At 60.1% G+C, this 18,149-nt stretch carries 16 protein-coding genes; 6 read left to right on the top strand and 10 right to left on the bottom strand.

What is annotated here, in order from left to right; all coding sequences use genetic code 11:
- Positions 1–12: 12 nt before the first annotated feature.
- Entirely contained in the window at positions 13–2,400 is a 2,388-nt protein-coding gene (locus HX868_RS08425; protein ID WP_177002553.1) for a TonB-dependent receptor plug domain-containing protein, read from the bottom strand.
- A gap of 327 nt (positions 2,401–2,727) precedes the next feature.
- Here HX868_RS08425 and HX868_RS08420 point away from each other — a divergent pair, with 327 nt between their 5' ends.
- Positions 2,728–3,210: a sn-glycerol-3-phosphate transporter gene (locus HX868_RS08420; RefSeq protein ID WP_095013952.1), complete on the top strand. Its 483-nt coding sequence runs from the start codon at positions 2,728–2,730 to the stop codon at positions 3,208–3,210.
- A gap of 123 nt (positions 3,211–3,333) precedes the next feature.
- Here HX868_RS08420 and HX868_RS08415 read toward each other — a convergent pair whose 3' ends face one another.
- The 5 genes from HX868_RS08415 to HX868_RS08395 all read right to left on the bottom strand — a co-directional run bounded on the left by HX868_RS08415 (position 3,334) and on the right by HX868_RS08395 (position 8,565).
- A complete protein-coding gene (locus tag HX868_RS08415) occupies positions 3,334–4,302 on the bottom strand; it encodes a CDP-6-deoxy-delta-3,4-glucoseen reductase (RefSeq protein WP_177002552.1) in 969 nt (322 codons plus the stop codon).
- Positions 4,302–5,768 (bottom strand): 4-hydroxy-3-polyprenylbenzoate decarboxylase, encoded by a 1,467-nt coding sequence (ubiD, locus tag HX868_RS08410; protein WP_003176824.1) that lies wholly within the window; start codon positions 5,766–5,768, stop codon positions 4,302–4,304. Before ubiD ends, HX868_RS08415 begins: the two co-directional genes overlap by 1 nt.
- 156 nt (positions 5,769–5,924) lie before the next feature.
- On the bottom strand, positions 5,925–7,184 hold the full coding sequence (rho, locus tag HX868_RS08405; RefSeq protein ID WP_016973082.1) for a transcription termination factor Rho: 1,260 nt from the start codon (positions 7,182–7,184) through the stop codon (positions 5,925–5,927).
- Between the two features lie 234 nt (positions 7,185–7,418).
- Positions 7,419–7,748, bottom strand: coding sequence for a thioredoxin TrxA (gene trxA / locus HX868_RS08400; RefSeq protein ID WP_015886460.1), 330 nt, complete (start codon positions 7,746–7,748; stop codon positions 7,419–7,421).
- 121 nt (positions 7,749–7,869) lie between these two features.
- Positions 7,870–8,565, bottom strand: a complete 696-nt coding sequence (locus HX868_RS08395) for a FadR/GntR family transcriptional regulator (protein ID WP_177002551.1) — start codon at positions 8,563–8,565, stop codon at positions 7,870–7,872.
- Positions 8,566–8,820: 255 nt separating this feature from the next.
- On the opposite strand from HX868_RS08395, the gene HX868_RS08390 reads away from it, so the two are divergent.
- From HX868_RS08390 to HX868_RS08375, 4 genes are read left to right on the top strand one after another with little or no spacing between them, the layout of a single operon-like run.
- On the top strand, positions 8,821–9,606 hold the full coding sequence (locus tag HX868_RS08390) for a transporter substrate-binding domain-containing protein (protein ID WP_177002550.1): 786 nt from the start codon (positions 8,821–8,823) through the stop codon (positions 9,604–9,606).
- 17 nt (positions 9,607–9,623) lie between these two features.
- Positions 9,624–10,292 carry an amino acid ABC transporter permease gene (locus tag HX868_RS08385; RefSeq protein ID WP_028618408.1) on the top strand — a complete coding sequence of 223 codons (669 nt, stop codon included), beginning with the start codon at positions 9,624–9,626 and terminating at the stop codon, positions 10,290–10,292.
- On the top strand, positions 10,289–10,939 hold the full coding sequence (locus HX868_RS08380) for an amino acid ABC transporter permease (RefSeq protein ID WP_028618409.1): 651 nt from the start codon (positions 10,289–10,291) through the stop codon (positions 10,937–10,939). Before HX868_RS08385 ends, HX868_RS08380 begins: the two co-directional genes overlap by 4 nt.
- The gene (locus HX868_RS08375; RefSeq protein ID WP_177002549.1) at positions 10,926–11,663 is read left to right on the top strand and encodes an amino acid ABC transporter ATP-binding protein; all 738 of its coding nucleotides are present in this window, start codon (positions 10,926–10,928) and stop codon (positions 11,661–11,663) included. Before HX868_RS08380 ends, HX868_RS08375 begins: the two co-directional genes overlap by 14 nt.
- On the opposite strand, the gene HX868_RS08370 is transcribed toward HX868_RS08375, so the two are convergent.
- The 4 genes from HX868_RS08370 to HX868_RS08355 all read right to left on the bottom strand — a co-directional run bounded on the left by HX868_RS08370 (position 11,644) and on the right by HX868_RS08355 (position 16,171).
- The gene (locus tag HX868_RS08370) at positions 11,644–12,024 is read right to left on the bottom strand and encodes a DUF1120 domain-containing protein (RefSeq protein ID WP_343048070.1); all 381 of its coding nucleotides are present in this window, start codon (positions 12,022–12,024) and stop codon (positions 11,644–11,646) included. The genes HX868_RS08375 and HX868_RS08370 overlap by 20 nt on opposite strands.
- Positions 12,025–12,163: 139 nt before the next feature.
- Complete coding sequence (locus tag HX868_RS08365; protein ID WP_246355505.1) at positions 12,164–14,680, bottom strand: fimbria/pilus outer membrane usher protein; 2,517 nt, start codon at positions 14,678–14,680, stop codon at positions 12,164–12,166.
- A gap of 7 nt (positions 14,681–14,687) precedes the next feature.
- The gene (locus HX868_RS08360) at positions 14,688–15,317 is read right to left on the bottom strand and encodes a fimbria/pilus chaperone family protein (protein ID WP_343048069.1); all 630 of its coding nucleotides are present in this window, start codon (positions 15,315–15,317) and stop codon (positions 14,688–14,690) included.
- 200 nt (positions 15,318–15,517) lie between these two features.
- Positions 15,518–16,171 (bottom strand): DUF1120 domain-containing protein, encoded by a 654-nt coding sequence (locus HX868_RS08355; RefSeq protein WP_177002749.1) that lies wholly within the window; start codon positions 16,169–16,171, stop codon positions 15,518–15,520.
- Positions 16,172–16,614: 443 nt separating this feature from the next.
- On the opposite strand from HX868_RS08355, the gene ppx reads away from it, so the two are divergent.
- Positions 16,615–18,117, top strand: a complete 1,503-nt coding sequence (gene ppx / locus HX868_RS08350; protein WP_177002547.1) for an exopolyphosphatase — start codon at positions 16,615–16,617, stop codon at positions 18,115–18,117.
- Positions 18,118–18,149 lie beyond the last annotated feature (32 nt).

Here is an 18,149-nt window from a genome sequence, read left to right as displayed (position 1 = left end):
GTCTCCTGTGTATTACCAGTTATAGGCAACTTTACCGTAATAGAACGCGCCGCTGTAACCGTACGGCGAAAAAGTGCTATAGGCCAAGTTGCCACCACTGCTGGCGAAGGCATTGACCTTTTCCGGGTATTTATCGGTGACGTTGTCGCCGCCGAGGGTGAAGGTCCAGTTCTTCAACTTGTAGTCCGCCGACAAATCCAACACCCAAGCCGCCTTGAAGGTCTGGTCGTTGACCTTGTCAGCCTGGTAGCTGGTGAATTCTCCATAGCGCACCAGGTTGCTGTGCAGCGCCCAATTGCCGTAGCTGAAGTCGTTACCCAGGCTCAACTTGTGTTCAGGCGTGGTATCGCCCAGCAGACCGCTTTTCTCGCGGCGGTCCACCCGCACCAAGTTCGCACCCAAGCTGTCGAGGATGGCCGGGTTGGGCTTCACGTCCGTGACCTTGGTGTGGTTGTAGTTGTAGCCCACGGTGCTGTTCCAGCGGATGCCGTTATCGAACTGGTAGCGGTAGTTGGCCACCAGATCGACGCCGTCGGTGCTGGTGTCCGTAGCGTTGGTGAAGTAGCGGGCGGTGGTGTAGTTGATGTTGCCCACGCCATTGGCGCGCAGATAAGCCTGGGTGGCCGGGTCCAGGTTGAGGTTGGACGACAGGCTGATGCGGTCACGAATATCGATGCGGTACACATCCACCGTTACGGTCAGGTCATCGGCGGGCTCCAGCACCAGACCAAGGCTGTAGTTACGCGACTTTTCGGCCTTCAGGTCCTCTGCGCCCAGCAGGCGTGCGACCTGGCTGGAGGCTGGGAAAGTACCGGCCTCGCGGATGTCGCTGCCGATCAACTGCGACGAAGTAAACGCGAAGTTCTGCTGAGCCAGGGACGGCGCGCGGAATCCGTTGGAAATGCTGCCGCGCAAGGCCACCTGTGGGGTGAAATCGTAGCGGGCCGACAGCGAGCCGCTGACATTGGAACCGAAGTCACTGTAATCCTCATGCCGTACGGCCGCCGACGCGCTGAGTTTTTCGGTGAAGTTGGTTTCCAGGTCCAGGTACTGCGCCCAGTTGTGACGTGAACTGCTGCCGGCGTCGGCATCACGGAAGCCGCCGAGGCCCGAACTGCCGGTCTGGTAGTAGGATGCCGGCTCACCCGCCTCAATCTCATAACCCTGGCGCAGGTATTCACCGCCAAAAGCCACGGAGACCGGGTACGGCAGGAAGCCCAGGTCAAATTCACGGGACAGGTCCAGGCTGACTTGTTTCTGGTCGTTGCTCAGGGTGCCGTTGTCGAACTTTCGCGGCGTGGCCAGACCCAGTGACGTGTTGATGGTTTCGGTGCTCAGCTCGTACTGGTTCTTGCCGTAGTTGGCCGACAGGTCGTAATGCCAGTCATAGGCCAACAGCCCACGCAGGCCCACCACCAACGACGTGTCTTCCAGGTTGCCCTTGATCAGCGGCAAATAGCCATTGGGATTGAGCGCCGGAATATTGTTGGACGCATTGCTCGCCCGGTAGAACGCCGCCGTCTCGCCACGACGCTTGCTGTAGCCGCCGAAGGTGTAGAACTCGGCCGCATCGTTGAAGGAATATTCCGAGTTGAACTGGAATTTGCCTTCATTGGTGGCCGGCTCGCCCTGGCGAAACACCTGCTGACCGTAGGTCGTGGAGCCTACGCTGGCTGGACGCAAATCCTTGCCGGCACGGTTGGTGTAGTCGTTGTCGGCGCCTTCGGCCGAGAGGTTGATAAAGCCGTTATCACCCAATGCCACGCCGGTGTTGCCACTGAGGTTGCGCTGGATGCCGTCGCCCTTCTTGTACTCGCCGAACTTGGAGGAGATCGAACCACCATGGTCGGCGTGTTTGAGGATCACGTTGATCACCCCGGCAATCGCATCGGAGCCATAACGCGCGGACGCACCATCGCGCAGCACTTCGATATGGTCGACCGCCGACAGCGGGATCGCATTCAAATCCGCTGGCGCCGAGCCGCGGCCCACCGCCCCGCCCAGGTTGACGAAGGCGCTGGTATGGCGGCGCTTGCCATTGACCAACACCAGCACCTGATCCGGCGACAACCCACGCAGCTGCGCAGGGCGCACCAGTTCGGCGCCGTCCACCAGGCTCGGGCGTGGGAAGTTGATCGACGGAATCAGCCGCGCCAACACTGCCCCCAGCTCATCGGAACCGGTGCTGCGCAGGGTGTCGCCGGAAATCACATCGATAGGCGACAGCGACGCACTGGCCGTACGCTCTTGGGCGCGGGTGCCGGTGACGATCACGGTGTCGAGCTTGGGTGCATCGGTGGCGGACGTTTCGGCCGCGAAGACTGGATTGAAACTCACGGCGGTCAGCAAATTGGCCGACAAAATCGCCGAGTACAGCGCGTGTTGCTTGTAGCTCCCCATACCGCTCCCCTTGAATCAAAAACCAGAACGTCGTGTCCTGAGTTCATACGATCGATCCGGCTGGCGGGCGGTGGCGGTCAGTTGTTGGTGGTTGTGATTGAGTCGGTAGTCCGTTGCGATATAGCTTAAGGATATTTATGTAACAAATTAAATACCTTTAAAGCATAAGCGAATGCATAAGCAAAATGACCCATTCGTCAGGATTGCAGGGGCCAATCCCGCTACTTTCAGCCCCGGTTCAGCCTGGAAACGTGCCAAGCCGTCAAAATAGGACACAGATCACGACCCACCTAGCCGCCCATCAAACCGACTACCGAGGTCGCACCCATGAAAAAATTCCGATTGCCTGGCCTGCTGTTCCTGGCTCAGGCCACCACCGCCCTGGCGGGCGAAGCGCCGGTCACCGAAGATGACAAAGGCTTCTGGTACGCACAGACCAGCGTCTACACCCGGCATTTCGCGCCCGACCCCGAGCACAACAACAACCAGGACCTGATCGGCCTGGAGCGCAATGAAGCCTCAGGATTTGTGTATGGCGGGGCGACGTTTCGCAACTCGTTCCGGCAGCGCTCGTACTATGCGTATGCGGGAAAACGCTACGATATGGCCGACTATCCGGTGTATTTGAAGCTGACGGGCGGGGCGATCCAGGGTTATCGCGGCAAGTACCGCGACAAGATCCCGTTGAACCGATTCGGCGTGGCGCCGGTGATCATTCCGTCGGTAGGCGCGCATTACGGGCCGGTGGCGGCGGAGGTGGTGTTGCTGGGGTTCAATGCGGCAATGGTCACGACTGGCGTACGCTTCTAAGCACAGTGCAGATCAGTGTGGGAGCTGGCTTGCCTGCGATAGCGGTGGGTCAGGAAAACATGGGTCGGCTGGCACACCGCTATCGCAGGCAAGCCAGCTCCCACAGGGGTTCAGCGTAAGGCTTCAGGGGCGGGGGGCGTAGGCAAACACATCGGCACGCATCTGGTGCGCATCCATGCCAGCTTCGACCAGCGCATCCAGCGTGCCGTAGATCATGGCCGGTGAACCGCTGGCGTAGACGTGTACCGACTTGAGGTTGGTGATGTCTTCGCACACGGCTTCATGCAGCAACCCGCAGCGCCCTTCCCAGCCGCACAGGTCACTGACGACCTTGTGCAGGAACAGGTTGGGCAGTTGCAGCCACTGGTCCCAGTGTTCAATCTCGTAGAAATCTTCCGGACGGCGCACGCCCCAGTACAGGTGCACCGGGTGCTTGAAGCCAGAAGCTCGGCAGTGTTCGATCAGGCTGTGCATCTGCGCCATGCCGGTGCCGGCGGCGATCAGCACCAGCGGCCCATCCGGCAGCTCGGCCAGGTGGGTATCACCAAAAGGCAGCTCGACACGGGCCATCTGGTTGCGTTGCAACTGTTCAAGCAACGTGCGCGCGCTGTCCTCACGGGCCAGCACATGCAGCTCCAGCTCGCGCCCGGCGTGGGGGGCCGAGGCCAGGGAAAACGCGGACTTCTCGCCGTTCTCCCGCTCGATCATCAGGTATTGCCCGGCGTGGTAACGCACCGCTTTGCCAGCCGGCGCACGCAGGCGCACGCGCCACACATCGCCACCCACCTCGACGCATTCACTCAATTGGCACGACAACTTGCGCAACGGCAACTCTCCCGGCGCCAGCACGCCATCCCACAACACAATGCAATCTTCCAGCGGCTCGGCAATGCAGGTATAGAACTCACCGTGATCACGTACTTCACCGGCCTGCTGCACGCGGCCTTCCACCAACAACGCAGCGCACACATGGCACACGCCGTTGCGACAGGCCTGGGGGCATTCGTACCCTAGGCGGCGCGCGCCTTCGAGGATTCGCTCGCCGGGGACCAGCTCCAGCACGGCGCCGGAAGGTTGCAGGGTTACACGCATCAATCTATTCCCAATTCTTTCCAGATCGCATCGACACGGGCGGTGACGGCTTCATCCTTGACGATCACCCGGCCCCACTCGCGGGTGGTTTCACCCGGCCACTTGTGGGTGGCGTCCAGGCCCATCTTTGAACCCAGACCCGACACCGGCGAGGCGAAGTCGAGGTAGTCGATCGGCGTGTTATCGATCATCACCGTGTCGCGCTTGGGGTCCATGCGCGTGGTGATGGCCCAGATCACGTCGTTCCAATCGCGGGCATTGATGTCGTCGTCGGTGACAATAACGAACTTGGTGTACATGAACTGTCGCAAAAACGACCACACACCGAGCATTACCCGCTTGGCATGGCCTGGGTACGACTTCTTCATGGTCACGATGGCCATGCGGTACGAGCAGCCTTCCGGCGGCAGGTAGAAATCGGTGATCTCCGGGAATTGCTTCTGCAGGATCGGCACGAACACTTCGTTGAGCGCAACGCCCAGAATGGCCGGCTCATCCGGCGGACGACCGGTATAGGTACTGTGGTAGATCGGCTTGATGCGGTGGGTGATGCGCTCGACGGTGAACACCGGGAAGCTGTCGACTTCGTTGTAGTAGCCGGTGTGGTCGCCGTAAGGGCCTTCATCGGCCATTTCGCCCGGATGAATCACACCTTCGAGGATGATTTCGGCAGTAGCCGGCACTTGCAGGTCGTTGCCACGGCACTTCACCAACTCGGTGCGGTTACCCCGCAGCAGGCCAGCGAACGCGTATTCGGACAGGCTGTCGGGCACCGGGGTCACGGCGCCGAGGATGGTCGCCGGGTCGGCGCCCAAGGCCACGGAGACCGGGAAAGGTTTGCCGGGGTGTTTTTCGCACCATTCGCGGAAGTCCAGCGCGCCGCCACGGTGGCTCAGCCAACGCATGATCACCTTATTGCGGCCGATCACTTGCTGGCGATAGATACCGAGGTTCTGGCGGTCCTTGTTCGGGCCCTTGGTGACGGTCAGGCCCCAGGTGATCAGCGGGCCGACATCGCCGGGCCAGCAGGTTTGCACCGGCAGCATGGCCAGGTCGACGTCGTCGCCTTCGATGACGACCTCTTGGCACACCGCGTCCTTGACCACTTTGGGGGCCATGGCAATGATCTTGCGGAAGATCGGCAGCTTCGACCAGGCGTCCTTGAGTCCCTTGGGCGGCTCGGGCTCCTTGAGGAAGGCCAGCAGCTTGCCGATCTCGCGCAGCTCGCTGACCGACTCGGCGCCCATGCCAAAGGCCACGCGCTCGGGCGTGCCGAACAGGTTGCCGAGCACCGGGATATCAAAGCCGGTCGGGTTCTCGAACAGCAGCGCCGGGCCCTTGTTACGCAGGGTACGGTCGCAAATCTCAGTCATTTCCAGCACCGGGGAAATCGGCATCTGGATACGTTTCAACTCTCCGCGCTGCTCAAGTTGCTGCACGAAATCCCGAAGATCCTTGAATTTCATTAACCATGCCACCCGTAAAATAGGCGTACATCCTACCTGCTATGGCGGCCGCTGGCAGCTTATCGCGGTGCATTTGGGTGCCAACGGCGCTTAAAAAGCAGGCGAAAAAAAATGGCGCCCCTGAGGGCGCCATTCTTTCGGACCTGAAACGTCGTATTACTTACGCTTCATCGACAGGAAGAACTCGTCGTTGGTCTTGGTGGTTTTCAGCTTGTCGACCAGGAACTCGATGGCTGCAACTTCATCCATCGGGTGCAGCAGCTTGCGCAGGATCCACATGCGCTGCAGTTCGTCGTCGGCGGTCAGCAACTCTTCGCGGCGAGTGCCGGAACGGTTGATGTTGATCGCCGGGAACACGCGTTTTTCCGCGATGCGACGGTCCAGGGGCAGTTCCATGTTACCGGTACCCTTGAACTCTTCGTAGATCACTTCGTCCATCTTCGAACCGGTTTCAACCAGTGCGGTGGCGATAATGGTCAGCGAGCCGCCTTCTTCGATGTTCCGCGCGGCGCCGAAGAAACGCTTCGGTTTCTCCAGGGCGTGGGCATCGACACCACCGGTCAATACCTTGCCGGAGCTCGGGATCACGGTGTTGTAGGCACGGGCCAGACGGGTGATGGAGTCGAGCAGGATCACCACGTCCTTCTTGTGTTCGACCAGGCGCTTGGCCTTCTCGATCACCATTTCGGCAACCTGCACGTGGCGGGTTGGCGGCTCATCGAACGTGGAGGCAACCACTTCGCCGCGCACGGTGCGCTGCATTTCGGTCACTTCTTCTGGACGCTCATCGATCAACAGCACGATCAGGTGAACTTCAGGATTGTTACGCGCGATGTTCGCTGCAATGTTCTGCAGCATGATGGTCTTACCGGCTTTCGGCGGTGCGACGATCAGGCCACGCTGGCCCTTGCCGATCGGGGCGCACAGGTCGATCACACGACCGGTCAAGTCTTCGGTGGAACCGTTACCGGCTTCCATCTTCATGCGCACGGTCGGGAACAGCGGCGTCAGGTTCTCGAAGAGAATCTTGTTTTTCGCGTTCTCGGGACGATCGAAGTTGATCGTGTCGACCTTGAGCAGGGCGAAATAACGCTCACCTTCCTTCGGAGGGCGGATCTTGCCAACGATGGTGTCACCGGTGCGCAAGTTGAAGCGACGGATCTGGCTCGGCGAGACGTAGATATCGTCGGGGCCGGCAAGATAGGAGGCGTCAGCAGAGCGGAGGAAGCCGAAGCCGTCCTGGAGAATCTCCAGCACGCCATCACCGGAGATTTCCTCGCCGCTTTTCGCGTGCTTTTTCAGCAGGGAGAAAATCACGTCCTGCTTGCGCGAACGGGCCATATTTTCTATGCCCATTTCTTCGGCCAGCTGGAGCAGGTCGGTAATCGGCTTTTGCTTGAGTTCAGTCAGATTCATATAGGAATGACGTAATCATTTATGGAGGGGGGAAATTAAGCTTTTGGCTTAATGAGGCCGCGCCGCGGAGAAGGCGACAGGATCGCGTACTAATCGAAAAGGAGTGCGTCGGCGACGGCATGCAGGGGGCAGTGGAGAAACCAGTGCGGGGCCGAATGTACCACCTGAGTTTCGGAGCGTCTAGCCCTGTTTCACGAAAAAGCCCCGCTATTTGCGGGGCTTTTTTGACGACGCTTAAATGTTCGCGTCGAGGAAAGCTTGCAGCTGAGACTTCGACAGCGCGCCTACTTTGGTCGCTTCGACGTTGCCGTTCTTGAACAGCATCAGGGTCGGGATACCACGCACGCCGTGCTTGGCCGGGGTTTCCTGGTTGTCGTCGATGTTCAGCTTGGCAATGGTCAACTTGCCTTCGTAGGTGGTTGCAATGTCGTCCAGGACTGGAGCGATCATTTTGCAAGGGCCACACCATTCAGCCCAGTAGTCAACCAGCACCGGGCCAGCAGCCTTGAGTACTTCGGCCTCAAAGGTCGCGTCGGTGACGTGCTTGATAAGATCGTTGCTCATGGATGTCTCCGGATTGTAAGCAAAAAAAACGTGGCCCATCATAGCCGCCCTTCCCGCGTTCAGGAAGCCGCCTCTGATTGAGTCTTGCTATGGTGCTGCATGAGTTTGGGTATAGCCCAACTCACGGCGTGACGGGAATCACAAAGGCAATACCCGTACGCAGCGCCGCATTGCGCACGTGTTCCTGCATGGTTTTCTGCGCCGCCGCACTGGCGCGCCGGGCTAGGGCGCGCAGGATCCTGCGGTGTTCCTGCCAGGTTTCCATGGCCCGCTCCGGCCGGATGAACGGTAGCTTCTGACTCTCCAGGAACACCTCGGCGCTGGCACTCAGGATGCTCACCATGGCCTGATTACCGCTGGCCAGCAGGATGCGCTGATGGAATTCGAAGTCCAGCCGCGCGGCCGCCTCGAAGTCGCCAGTCTTGAGTACCTTGCGCATGGCCTCGACGTTATCTTCCAGGCTGTCCAGCTCATCGATGGTCAGCGTCACCGCCGCCAACCCCGCCGCGAACCCTTCCAGTGCATAGCGCAACTGGAAGATATCCAGCGGCGTGGCCTGGGCCGCGAACGGCCAGGCAAACCCCGGCGACTCCTCAACAGCCTGCACGAACACGCCCTTCCCAGGCTGCACACTGACCACACCCAACGCGCTCAGGGATGACAACGCCTCGCGCAACGAGGCCCGACTCACCCCCAACTGCACCGCCAGATCCCGTTGCGACGGCAAGGCATCGCCCGGCCCGAAGCCTTGCTCCTTGATCAGTTTGCGGATGGCCTGCAGGGCCGCTTCCGGTACGGCTTGGGCGATGGAATTCATAGAAAACTCAAGGTTCCAGACAACTGAGCGGCTAGTTGTAAAGCTATTCGCGGCCGGCGGCAAGCCACGCCCCAAAGGGGCTCGCGAGGTTTTATCGCCGCTCGAAAAGGGTGCGAAAACCGCTGCAACTGTTCAGACCAGTAAGACCACCCCAACTCAACAAATCCATGGCTTGCAGGGACTATTCAGGGTGATGGCATGGGCTGTGCACTAAGCAAATCCAGAAAATTCCTTCGCCCTTCTCGGAGAGTTGCCATGACCAAGCGCTACAGCGCCCTGCTTACTGCCCTGTTTGCCAGCCTGATGCTGAGCCAGGCACCCGCCCAGGCCAACGGTCTGGACGACATCGTCGCCCGTGGCACCCTCAAGGTCGCCGTACCCCAGGACTTCCCGCCGTTCGGCTCGGTCGGACCCGACATGAAGCCCCGCGGCCTGGACATCGACACCGCCAAGCTGCTGGCCGACCAGCTCAAGGTCAAGCTGGAACTCACCCCAGTCAACAGCACCAACCGCATTCCCTTCCTCACCACGGGCAAGGTCGACCTGGTGATCTCCAGCCTGGGCAAGAACGCCGAGCGGGAAAAGGTCATCGACTTCTCCAAGGCCTATGCACCGTTCTACCTGGCCGTGTTCGGCCCGCCTGAAGCGGCCATCAGCAGCACCGACGACCTCAAGGGCAAGACCATCAGCGTGACCCGTGGCGCCATTGAAGACATCGAGCTGACCGCCGTCGCGCCCAAGGAAGCCACGATCAAGCGTTTCGAAGACAACAACTCGACCATCGCCGCCTACCTCGCCGGCCAGGTCGACCTGATCGCCAGCGGCAACGTGGTGATGGTGGCGATCAACGAGCGCAACCCGAAACGCGTGCCCGCGCTGAAAGTGAAGCTCAAGGATTCGCCGGTGTACGTGGGCGTTAACAAGAATGAGCCTGCGCTGCTGGAGAAGGTCAATCAGATCCTGGTCGCGGCCAAGGCCGATGGCAGCCTGGAAAAGAACGCACTGCAATGGCTGAAAGAGCCACTGCCCGCCGATCTCTGAAACGACGGAGCTGACTCATGGCGTATCAATTTGACTTCGTGCCGGTGCTGGCCAATACCGACCTGCTGTTGCGCGGCGCGCTGTTCACCCTGGAGCTGACGGCCATCGGCGCTATCCTCGGCGTGGCCTTGGGCACCGTCGGCGCCGTGGTGCGGGCGTGGAAGATCCAGCCGTTTGCGTGGATCTTCGGTGTGTATGTCGAGTTGATCCGCAACACGCCGTTCCTGGTGCAACTGTTCTTCATCTTCTTCGGCCTGCCCTCCCTGGGGCTGAAGATCACCGAATGGCAAGCCGCCGTGCTGGCAATGGTGATCAATCTGGGGGCCTACTCCACGGAAATCATCCGCGCCGGCATTCAAGCGATACCGCGCGGGCAGCTGGAAGCCGCCGCCGCATTGGCAATGACACGCTTCGAAGCCTTCCGCCACGTAGTGCTGCTGCCGGCGCTGGGCAAGGTGTGGCCGGCCCTGAGCAGCCAGATCATCATCGTGATGCTCGGTTCGGCGGTGTGCTCGCAGATCGCCACGGAAGAACTCAGTTTTGCCGCCAACTTCATCCAGTCGCGCAATTTCCGTGCATTCGAAACCTATGCCCTGACCACCCTGGTGTATCTGTGCATGGCGCTGATGATTCGCCAGCTGCTCAACTGGATCGGCCGCCGCTTCGTGATGAGGAACAGCCGATGAGTGATTTTTCGTTCTGGGACATCGTGCGCAACCTGGCCACGGGCCTGCAGTGGACCTTGCTGCTGTCATTGGTGGCGTTTGTCGGTGGCGGGGTGATCGGCTTGCTGGTGATGACGATGCGCATCAGCCGCAACGCGTTCCCGCGCAACCTTGCGCGCACCTATATCGAACTGTTCCAGGGTACGCCGTTGTTGATGCAGCTGTTCCTGGTGTTTTTCGGCATCGCCCTGCTCGGCGTGGATATCTCGCCTTGGCTCGCGGCGGCAATTGCCCTGACGTTGTTCACCAGCGCCTACCTCGCCGAAATCTGGCGGGGCTGCGTCGACTCAATCGCCCACGGGCAATGGGAAGCTTCGGCAAGCCTTGCACTAAACCCGCTTGAGCAACTGCGCTACGTGATCCTGCCCCAGGCGCTGCGGATTGCCGTCGCGCCCACCGTGGGGTTTTCGGTGCAGGTGGTCAAAGGCACCGCCGTGACCTCGATCATCGGCTTCACCGAACTGACCAAGACCGGCGGCATGCTCGCCAACGCGACCTTTGAGCCCTTCATGGTCTACGGCCTGGTGGCCCTTGGTTACTTTTTGCTCTGCTACCCCTTATCCCTCAGTGCGCGCTACCTGGAAAGGAGACTGCATGCCTCTGCTTAGAATTTCCGCCCTGCATAAGTATTACGGCGATCACCATGTACTCAAAGGCATCGACCTGACCGTTGAAGAAGGCCAGGTGGTGGCGATCATCGGCCGCAGCGGTTCGGGCAAATCCACTTTGCTGCGTACCCTCAACGGCCTGGAGTCGATCAACGACGGCGTGATCGAAGTCGATGGCGAATACCTCGACGCCGCCCGCGCTGACCTGCGCAGCCTGCGGCAGAAAGTCGGCATGGTGTTCCAGCAGTTCAACCTGTTCCCACACCTGACCGTCGGCGAAAACGTGATGCTCGCGCCGCAAGTGGTGCAGAAAGTGCCGAAGGCCAAGGCGGCCCAATTGGCCAGGCAAATGCTGGAGCGCGTCGGGCTGGGCGAAAAATTCGACGCCTTCCCCGATCGCCTGTCCGGCGGCCAGCAACAACGCGTGGCGATTGCACGCGCCCTGGCCATGTCGCCCAAAGTACTGCTGTGCGACGAAATCACCTCGGCCCTCGACCCGGAACTGGTCAACGAAGTGCTCAGCGTGGTGCGCCAACTGGCCAAGGACGGCATGACCCTGATCATGGTGACCCACGAAATGCGCTTCGCCCGCGAAGTCGGCGACAAGCTGGTGTTCATGCACCAGGGCAAGGTGCACGAGGTGGGCGACCCCAAAGTGCTGTTCGCTAGCCCGCAAACCGCCGAGCTGTCCAATTTCATTGGTTCTACGGAACAGCCGGGCTGACCAGTTCGAATTGGCCGCGGCCTTCCAGCAGCATCTCCCGAGGCACCGCGAGGGCATTGGCCGGCAGTTGAACCGCGACCTCCACTTGGGCTGTCAGCCGACGGCCCGTCACCGGCGTACCGCCCGCGCTTGCAGCTAACACACGACCCGGTAACAACTGCGCGCTGGAGCTGTCATCGGGCAGCCACGACACCGGCTTGCCGTCGACCTGAGCCTGCCTCAGGTTCAAGGTAAAACGCCCCTGCCGACCAAACTGGAAGCCCTGGGCATCGGCGGCTGCGCCGTTGAAACGCAGCGACATCGCCGAAGGGTCTGCGCACAGCACGCTCAAGTGCAGCGTGCGCGGTGTGTCCAGCGTCATTAGCGCCCTGCCGGAGGGAGCTTGCGCTGGGCGAATCACACCATAGTCGACACGGGGCTCACTCAGGGTCATCCGGCAGTTTTCAGCCTGCGTCTGGGTCGCCACAAGGGCTACCCACAACAGCCACAGGTTCCGGCGCCTAGCGAACATGGCAGACCACCGGTGCGGTTTCATAGAGTTTGTCATCGTCAGGCTCTTGCTCCGGGTTGACTTGCAGCAGGCAGGATTGCGAATCCGGCAGTGAAACCTTCAAGGTTTGCGGACCATCGATATTGCTGAGAAAAATCATGCCGTCACCCACCACACTGGTCACAAAGGTGTTGTCCTGGCCGAACACTGCGGCGCCTTGAGGCAGTGGCCGGCCCTCTTCGTCCTGGGCTTCAAGCAACAGACGACGGACTTTCACCACATCAAAGTTGAGAATATTGACTGAACCCCGACCGGCAGCGAGCACCTTGGTGCCGTTCTTCAAGTCGACGCGCTTGGGCAGCGACTGGGTCTGCACCTGCAGATGGTTGTTGCTGTAGGCCTGCAGCCCGGGGATCACCGCCTGGCCGCTGAAATCGGTCCATACCGGTCCTTGGGGCGTCGAAACCTTGGCCGTCCCGATATCGCCCACCGAAACAATGCCAAAGGTGTCCTGCACCGCATACGGCGAGAAGGTTACTCCGTGCTCATGGGCCACGATGCCGCCTTGTAGTTGCCCGGAATAGTTGGTGTTCGCCGAATCACGGTCTATACCCAAGCTCACGCGGGTATACAGCGGCAAGACGTCCACACGACCGCGCACGCTTTGCTCACGCTCTTTCATGTCCCGATCAACACCGACCTCGTAGTTCACGTAGTCGTTGACCCGCTCGCTGAGGGCGGTGCCGGCATCCAGCCGGTCACCTCGACGACTGACATAAGAACTCACACGCCGATCAGCCCCCAGGGGCACCGTGACCTGCAGCCTGACCGACGTGCCTTCGTCCTGCCGCTCGTCGCGACGGCTGCCCCGAGCCGGGTCCACGCGCCGAGGCTCGGTCGCGCCTAGCTGGGCGTCGGCGATCAGTGCGACACCCACGCCGTTGAACGTGTTGTTCCACGAGGCAAAGAGGTGATCGTTGGATTGCCCGTCGAATTGCGAATTGCGGGTAAAACCGAAGGAGAAGCCGCCCAGGGATGGGGCCGTCCAGTTCAACCCCGCCGTGTACTGGCGCTTGAAACGCGCATCGAGGTTGTACCCCCGCGACGCCTGGCCGGCGTCCAGTACCTCCCGGTAGCCGCGGCTCTGCGCCGAAGCGCTCAGGTTCATATCAAGATTGGCGAATAGAGGAGCTGCCAAAGACAGCGTGTTACGCGCGCCACCCACCTCATCTTGAGCATCACGGGACAAGTTATGACGCACGCCCACGGTCATCTGATGGAAAAACACACTGCTCAGCGATCCGCCGGCCGACTGATACTCATCGGTACTCAGCAGACCGAAACCCAGCGACGAGCGCTGGCCCAGCCCCCAGGTGCCGCTGCCCATGGCGACCACGGGCGATTCCTGGTTGTCGATGGCCGTTTCACGCACCTTACCGAGGGAAAAGTAATACCCCGGCTCGATCGGAGCCCCACCCCGAAAGGACGCAGCGGGCACCACGAAACTGCGCTTTGCCCCACGCACGTCAATCACGCTCACATCGAGGTCGCTGGTGCTGTTCAGCAACGGTAAACCGGTCAGCCGGAACGGCCCCTCCGGCACCAGGGTGGAATGGATCAATGCACCCGATTGACGAACCTCGACCCGCGACTGGCTTTGAGCCAGCCCTTCAACCACGACATTGCTGTCGCCCGCACCGTTGCGCTGCTGCCCGTCCGGGGAGAACTGCAAGCCTGTCAGTTGTACACCGCCAAAAATCGGGTTGTTGCTGGAAATCTGCCCCACCTGGAACGTCGACTGCAACGCCGCGATATCACGCTGGGCATAGGCGTTCACCTGTTCGGTGCGCGTCTTGCCATTGTCGGAAACATAAAACTGACGGCTGCGTACAATCCAATTACCCAGATTGAATCCCGCCTCGGTATACGCTGACACGAAGCGACTTGACCCACTGCGCGAGTGGGTATCGAACCCCAATACGTCATAGTTGAAGATGGCGGCCGCGCCACCCTCGGAAAAACTCCCGCCTTCCCACTCCGGTGCACGCAGGGACTGGGTCGGCACCACCAGGGTGACCTCGTCGCTGCTGGGGCGCAGCCGTACCATGGTCGCGGGGTATTCCCCAACGAAATCATGGCAGGCCTGGTCAGGGGTGATGCCCTCGCGCAGAAGCCTGGACGGGGTAACCAGACCTGCTTTTGCCAGCAACGCTGGGGTAAAACATAACTGGCCCTGGTAGTCGAAACGGGCGTCAACCAACCCCAGCGGCGTGCCATTGACTCGCAGCCCAACCACATGGACACCTTCGCGAAAGCGCGCTGCGCTACGAAAGTATTCAGACACCTGCGGATCAATCCCAAGGGAATTCAACGCGGCCAGATCAAAACCTTCCCCCAGCCCAACCGCTGCGCTGGTGCCTGGCAGGCTGCACAGCGTCGCAAGCCCCAGCAGAATTCTGGAGCGAAGCTGGGAAACAGTGCTCGGCACGCTATTGGCAGAGCGACGGGTATGCCTGGTGTTTTTCATAGGCCCGTCAATCCGCATCTGCTGTGACGGGCGCGCGGTAACTGTCCACCGTGAACCCGTAGACCGTGGCCGGTTGAATGCTCACGGCCGCCACTCCCGCCACTGAGCCTGTCGACTCGAGCGTCAGCACTCCGCCCGGCAGGATGTAGGTGCGCGGCAACGTTGCCACGCCTGCCTGCGGGTGCAGCTGTACTTCCATCCCCATGCGCACGACGTAGGCGCTGTTGTTGTGGACCTTCAACTGATTCCCTTCACGCGTCCATGTCAGCAACTGCCAGGGCGCGTCATGCTTGGGCAAGCCTTTGGGGTGCAGGATCAATGGCAGGCTCTGGCGCAGGGTGATACCAATGGTCGCACCGCCGGGTGCACGTGCTTCGGGGATACCCTCAAAGGACACTCGTTTCAGACGCTGGGTCTTGAGCGGTTGCTTTGTGGTACTGATAAAGCGGACAAGTTGGGTGTCGCCCGCTTCGACCCGCGTAATCGGGGGCGTTACGATCAACAAGGGTTCCGGATCTTCGGGCAAGTTTAATATGACCGAATGAAGCAACGCCGGGCCAGGGTCCGTATTTTTTACGTTAAGCGTCGCCTCACCCTCTTCTTCATTCAAAATGACAACGGTTGACTCGGGCTGCATTCCGTCCGCTACTGCCATACCACACAAAAAGAGGCACAAGCTTATATAGCGCGGCAACGACTTTAGTACTATTGATAGAGCATTCACCGATTTTCCCCAGCCATAAAGTCGAACACCACCAAACGCACACGCTTAAACAGCCGACACTTAACAGAGACAGGTCAGTATCTTTGCGTTCATGCCGGCTATTAATGACGTACTTAGATGTAATCCACTAACAGACTGGTACGACCATCCAGCGTTACATCACGGGTCAGGTCCAAATCGTTCGTGCGATTGATAACGGCTTTCACTTCTAGCGTCCCGGTAAGTGTGCTGACGGATACAGGGACTACACTGGCACCGCTACGCCATGAATACTGCGCAGGCGATTGCGCGACTTTACCGTCGCTGACCTGCCAAGCTGCCCCTTGGCTGCTTCGCATGATAGGGGTCAGAGACCCGATGTTCCCTGTCAGGTTCTTGAGGGTCACGGAGTACCCACCGGTGTTCTTGCCATTGGCACGGCCCAGGCTGTAGTTCTGCGCCTCGGTGAAGCCGATACCGAGGATGCCGGGCACCTTGCTGTTGGCGGGTTGCAGGTCGCTCAGCGCAACTCGGACCGGCGCCGCGTTCTGGCCGCAATTGATGGTCAAGCTCACAGTTTTCGCTGATAGCGGATTGAACTGCGTCGGCAGCAAGCTTGCAGCGGAAATAGTCCCGTAATCGACAATGCCACCACCGGCAAGGCTAAGATTGCAAGCCGCCGGTTTGATAGTCCCTCGTACAATCAGTTCAGCAACATTCGTTGCATGTGCCCCAATACTTGCGACCAAGCAAAGAGCACCCACTGTGACACCAAGCATTTTTTTCATATTCAACCTGTCATCTGTAATGAATAGATGCATTTACGACAGCCGAAAACTCCGACCACAAATAAATAACACCACGGCAAGATTGCCGGATAACAGTCTGTAGCGTTGGCACCTAATTAATGAATCAGAGAACACGCCAAAACTTGTGGGAGGCGTAAAAATAAAAAGTGGGCCGAACCTAAGTGCCGAGTAGGTTTAGAGTCAATTCCGATAAGCTATTGATCTCCACCTTGTAGGCAAAGTCGCAAATACCAAAACTACAATCAACAGCTAATAACTCCTACAAAGAAAATCTCCACTTCCCTTTAACTTAGAAAACCACCCTACATATCCCACAAGAATTCCTCACAGACACCCGCAGGAAAATTACCGAAGCCGTACGCGTTGGCACCAAAGGTCGATCGTGGCACGATGGCAAGGTTATCGACCGAGACCCCCAAACCATGCCGCAATCCCAAGCCAAGAATCTGTCCCTGATCGCCGCCATCGACCTGGGCTCCAACAGCTTTCACATGGTCGTGGCCAAGGCCCAGAACGGCGAAATCCGCATCCTTGAGCGGCTCGGCGAGAAAGTACAACTGGCTGCCGGCATCGACGACGAGCGCCAGCTCAATGAAGAGTCCATGCAGCGTGGGCTCGATTGCCTGAAGCGATTTGCCCAGTTGATCAACGGCATGCCCCTGGGTGCCGTGCGAATCGTCGGCACCAACGCGTTGCGCGAAGCCCGCAACCGTGGCGAATTCATACGCCGCGCCGAGGAAATCCTTGGACATCCGGTCGAAGTCATCTCCGGCCGAGAAGAGGCTCGCCTGATCTACCTGGGCGTGTCCCACACCCTGGCCGACACCCCCGGCAAACGCCTGGTCGCCGACATCGGCGGCGGCAGTACCGAATTCATCATTGGGCAAAGATTCGAGCCCTTGTTGCGCGAAAGCCTGCAGATGGGTTGCGTCAGCTACACCCAACGCTACTTCAAGGACGGCAAGATCACCCCGGCGCGCTACGCCCAGGCCTACACGGCGGCGCGGCTGGAGATCATGAGTATCGAACACGCCCTGCACCGCCTGACCTGGGATGAAGCCATCGGCTCGTCTGGCACCATCCGCGCCATCGGCCTGGCCCTGAAAGCCGGCGGCCATGGCACCGGCGAAGTCAACGCCGAAGGCCTGGCATGGCTCAAGCGCAAGCTGTTCAAGCTGGGGGATGCCGAAAAAATCGACTTCGACGGCATCAAGCCCGATCGCCGCACCATCTTCCCGGCCGGCCTGGCAATTCTCGAAGCGATCTTCGACGCCCTTGAGCTGCAACGCATGGACCACTGCGATGGCGCACTGCGTGAAGGCGTGCTCTACGACCTATTGGGCCGGCACCACCACGAAGACGTGCGTGAGCGCACGCTCACCTCGTTGGTGGAGCGTTACCACGTCGACCTGGAACAAGCCGCCCGTGTGGAGCGCAAAGCCCTGCATGCCTTCGACCAGGTGGCCGAGGACTGGGACCTGGAAGACGGCGTCTGGCGCGAGCTACTGGGCTGGGCCGCCAAGGTGCATGAAGTGGGCCTGGACATTGCCCACTACCATTACCACAAGCACGGCGCCTACCTGATCGAGCACTCGGACCTGGCCGGCTTCTCGCGCGAAGACCAGCAAATGCTCGCCCTGCTGGTACGCGGCCATCGCCGCAACATCCCTAAGGACAAGTTCGCTGAATTCGGTGACGAAGGCATCAAGCTGATCCGCCTGTGCGTGCTGCTGCGCTTTGCGATCCTGTTCCATCACATTCGCGGCACCCAGGAAATGCCCCAGGTGACCCTGCGCGCCAACGGCGACAGCCTGGATGTGGTGTTCCCGAAAGGCTGGCTGGATGAAAACCAGTTGACCCAGGCGGACTTTGCCCAGGAAGCCGAGTGGTTGACGCGGGTGGGGTTCAGTCTGAACCTGCGCTGATCGCGCAGGCGGCCGGAGCGGCTGGTTGTGCT

Origin of the sequence: Pseudomonas reactans (assembly GCF_013385825.1) — a bacterium.
GTDB lineage: Bacteria > Pseudomonadota > Gammaproteobacteria > Pseudomonadales > Pseudomonadaceae > Aquipseudomonas > Aquipseudomonas reactans.
This window is presented reverse-complemented; position numbering and strand designations above follow the sequence as displayed.

Coding starts and splice junctions, on each gene's coding strand:
- HX868_RS08415 (WP_177002552.1), bottom strand. CDS start 4,302: ATGCGTGTAACCCTGCAACCTTCCGGCGCCGTGCTGGAGCTGGTCCCC.
- HX868_RS08375 (WP_177002549.1), top strand. CDS start 10,926: ATGCCTCTGCTTAGAATTTCCGCCCTGCATAAGTATTACGGCGATCAC.
- HX868_RS08420 (WP_095013952.1), top strand. CDS start 2,728: ATGAAAAAATTCCGATTGCCTGGCCTGCTGTTCCTGGCTCAGGCCACC.
- rho (WP_016973082.1), bottom strand. CDS start 7,184: ATGAATCTGACTGAACTCAAGCAAAAGCCGATTACCGACCTGCTCCAG.
- HX868_RS08355 (WP_177002749.1), bottom strand. CDS start 16,171: ATGAAAAAAATGCTTGGTGTCACAGTGGGTGCTCTTTGCTTGGTCGCA.
- ubiD (WP_003176824.1), bottom strand. CDS start 5,768: ATGAAATTCAAGGATCTTCGGGATTTCGTGCAGCAACTTGAGCAGCGC.
- HX868_RS08425 (WP_177002553.1), bottom strand. CDS start 2,400: ATGGGGAGCTACAAGCAACACGCGCTGTACTCGGCGATTTTGTCGGCC.
- HX868_RS08390 (WP_177002550.1), top strand. CDS start 8,821: ATGACCAAGCGCTACAGCGCCCTGCTTACTGCCCTGTTTGCCAGCCTG.
- HX868_RS08380 (WP_028618409.1), top strand. CDS start 10,289: ATGAGTGATTTTTCGTTCTGGGACATCGTGCGCAACCTGGCCACGGGC.
- trxA (WP_015886460.1), bottom strand. CDS start 7,748: ATGAGCAACGATCTTATCAAGCACGTCACCGACGCGACCTTTGAGGCC.
- HX868_RS08365 (WP_246355505.1), bottom strand. CDS start 14,680: ATGAAAAACACCAGGCATACCCGTCGCTCTGCCAATAGCGTGCCGAGC.
- ppx (WP_177002547.1), top strand. CDS start 16,615: ATGCCGCAATCCCAAGCCAAGAATCTGTCCCTGATCGCCGCCATCGAC.
- HX868_RS08370 (WP_343048070.1), bottom strand. CDS start 12,024: ATGACGCTGGACACACCGCGCACGCTGCACTTGAGCGTGCTGTGCGCA.
- HX868_RS08385 (WP_028618408.1), top strand. CDS start 9,624: ATGGCGTATCAATTTGACTTCGTGCCGGTGCTGGCCAATACCGACCTG.
- HX868_RS08360 (WP_343048069.1), bottom strand. CDS start 15,317: ATGCAGCCCGAGTCAACCGTTGTCATTTTGAATGAAGAAGAGGGTGAG.
- HX868_RS08395 (WP_177002551.1), bottom strand. CDS start 8,565: ATGAATTCCATCGCCCAAGCCGTACCGGAAGCGGCCCTGCAGGCCATC.